The organism is Bacillus sp. AFS055030 (assembly GCF_002574545.1).
Classification (GTDB): domain Bacteria; phylum Bacillota; class Bacilli; order Bacillales; family Bacillaceae_G; genus Gottfriedia.
In genome coordinates, this window is the sequence record NZ_NUGT01000052.1 from 1 (window position 1) to 2179 (window position 2179).

The window sequence follows — 2179 nt, forward strand, 5'->3', positions numbered from 1 at the left end:
TATAAATGTCAACCTAAGTATGTACATTTTTGATTATTTAAGTATGCACAAAATCACTCATTCTCTTTCGAAATATGTTGCTTAATTCGGTATGATTCACCAACAATTGTTACTACTGTTGCGTGATGTAGTACCCGATCTAAAATGGCATTGGCTAGTTTGGTATCTTGAAAGATTTCATCCCACGATTTGAAATTAATATTCGTTGTTAGGATCGTACTTCGCTTTTCATATCGGAGGTCTATCAATTGAAAGAACAACTTCGCATCTTCCGCGTCAATTGGTAAATAGCCTATTTCATCAATAATAAGTAATTTATATTTTGTATAATGCTTTAACCGTGATTCTAATCGATTCTCAATCCTAGCTCTTTTTAATTGCTGAAGTAATTCATGACATTTTATAAAGTACGTACTTGTTCTCTTTTTAGCTGCCGCGATTCCGATTGCGGTAGCTAAATGTGTTTTTCCAACTCCACTAGGACCTAAAAATACAATATTTTCTTTTTCTTCAATAAAACGTAAGGTCAAAAAATCAAGGATTTGTTGTTTATTAACTGTTGGTTGGAATTCAAAACTAAAATCACTCACTTCTTTTAAGTGGGGAAATGCCCCCACTTTAACCATCGAATGAATCATGTTTTTCTCTCTTACGTCTATTTCATAGTTAGTGAGTTTAACCAGTGTTTCTACGAAGGATAATTGATTACTTACACTAAAATCGATTGTTTCACTTAAATGCTGAATCATTTGTTTTAATTTTAAATACTCTAGATTTTGAATTAGCTGATGATATGAATTATTCATTTTTATACACATCCCCAATTGCCTTTAAATTTTTCTTAGCTAATTGATCAATATCAGGATAATAAGGAACAGCTTTACTTAGCTCCTCTTTGTAATGTTCATCCTTGTAATTGATTTTTAATTGACTAATTTTGTGTTGAACAATTAACTCCGTGTTATAATAAATGAATAACTGATCATCATATGCTTGGAGACCTACAGTCTTACCTCGGTACTTAGCTGGTACTGAGTATTGGTTAGACTTGTAGGACACCATGTTGGTTGAATTTACTTTCACTAGCGTATGTTTGATTCTGTAAGAATCTCTTATTTGTTGCCGTGGTAGGGGCAATAAGAGATTCTTTTCTTGTTTTAAGGCAAAAATCGGTATTTTTCCTGTCCCTTGATGGAAACTATGGTTAATTCTTTCGCATAGTTGTTGTACAAATTTGTGAAGCTCTTCAAGATTAAACTTTCCTTGATATGCATGAATTTCATCCAAATACTTCATAGGTGATTCAACTTTTCCCTTTGTCCTTGGTCTTCCTGCGATACAAGGATGCACTTTAAATCCAAAGTCATCCGCAAATTGTGTGAAACGTTTATTCACTATACCTTTAGAATAGTTCGTTCTTGCTTGATCCATGATAGTCTTCATATTGTCTGTCATGATTTTCTGCGGCACACCCCCAAACGATTCAAATGCTTCTGTTAAAAACGAAAATAAAACACTTTGTGATTTAGATATAGATAGATAAAAGGTACGAAATCTTGAGTAAGAAAGTAATAACACCGCCACATTTATATGGACGATTTCTCCTTCTTTCGTTTCATAACGAATGTCCTCTTTCCAGTCTAGCTGAGCTTGTTCTCCAGGTGGAGTCTCAAACCTGATACTTGATTGAGTTGAATTCGTTCTCTTCCCTTCTTTAAAATAGGCTTGAAATTCTGGTTTACTTTGAATGTATCTACGAAAAGAAGAAGCAGCACAGTTCAAGTTATGATTTTCTTTTAAATATTGCCAAAGCACTCGTTTGTAATAAAAAACTTGTTTTGAATCTTTTGATAATAAAAGTGAAATTACCTCATAGAAATCATCAATTTTTGAAGACTTGTTTTTTGTTTTTTTTGGAGTAAAACCATTTAAATATTTATCAATTGTACGCCGATCTACATTTAATTCCTTCGCTAGCTGACTCTTGTTAATTCTCATTTTCAAACTCCCCATAAGTAACTTTAATTTCGGTAAGTCTAAAAGACTCTTAATCTCATAATTGGTCTGAATATCTAATGATACGTACATACTAATCCCCCCAGGATTAGTATGTAGAAGAGAGTCGAAACTGTACATCTTTATTTAATCAATCTTGTACATATTTAAATTAGCATTTGTA

At 32.6% G+C, this 2179-nt stretch carries 2 protein-coding genes; both read right to left on the reverse strand.

Annotated elements, in window-relative coordinates:
- Nucleotides 1-53 precede the first annotated feature (53 nt).
- Nucleotides 54-806, reverse strand: a complete 753-nt coding sequence (gene istB, locus CN925_RS15740; RefSeq protein ID WP_098847304.1) for an IS21-like element helper ATPase IstB — start codon at nt 804-806, stop codon at nt 54-56.
- On the reverse strand, nt 799-2088 hold the full coding sequence (gene istA / locus CN925_RS15745; protein WP_098847306.1) for an IS21 family transposase: 1290 nt from the start codon (nt 2086-2088) through the stop codon (nt 799-801). Before istA ends, istB begins: the two co-directional genes overlap by 8 nt.
- Nucleotides 2089-2179 lie beyond the last annotated feature (91 nt).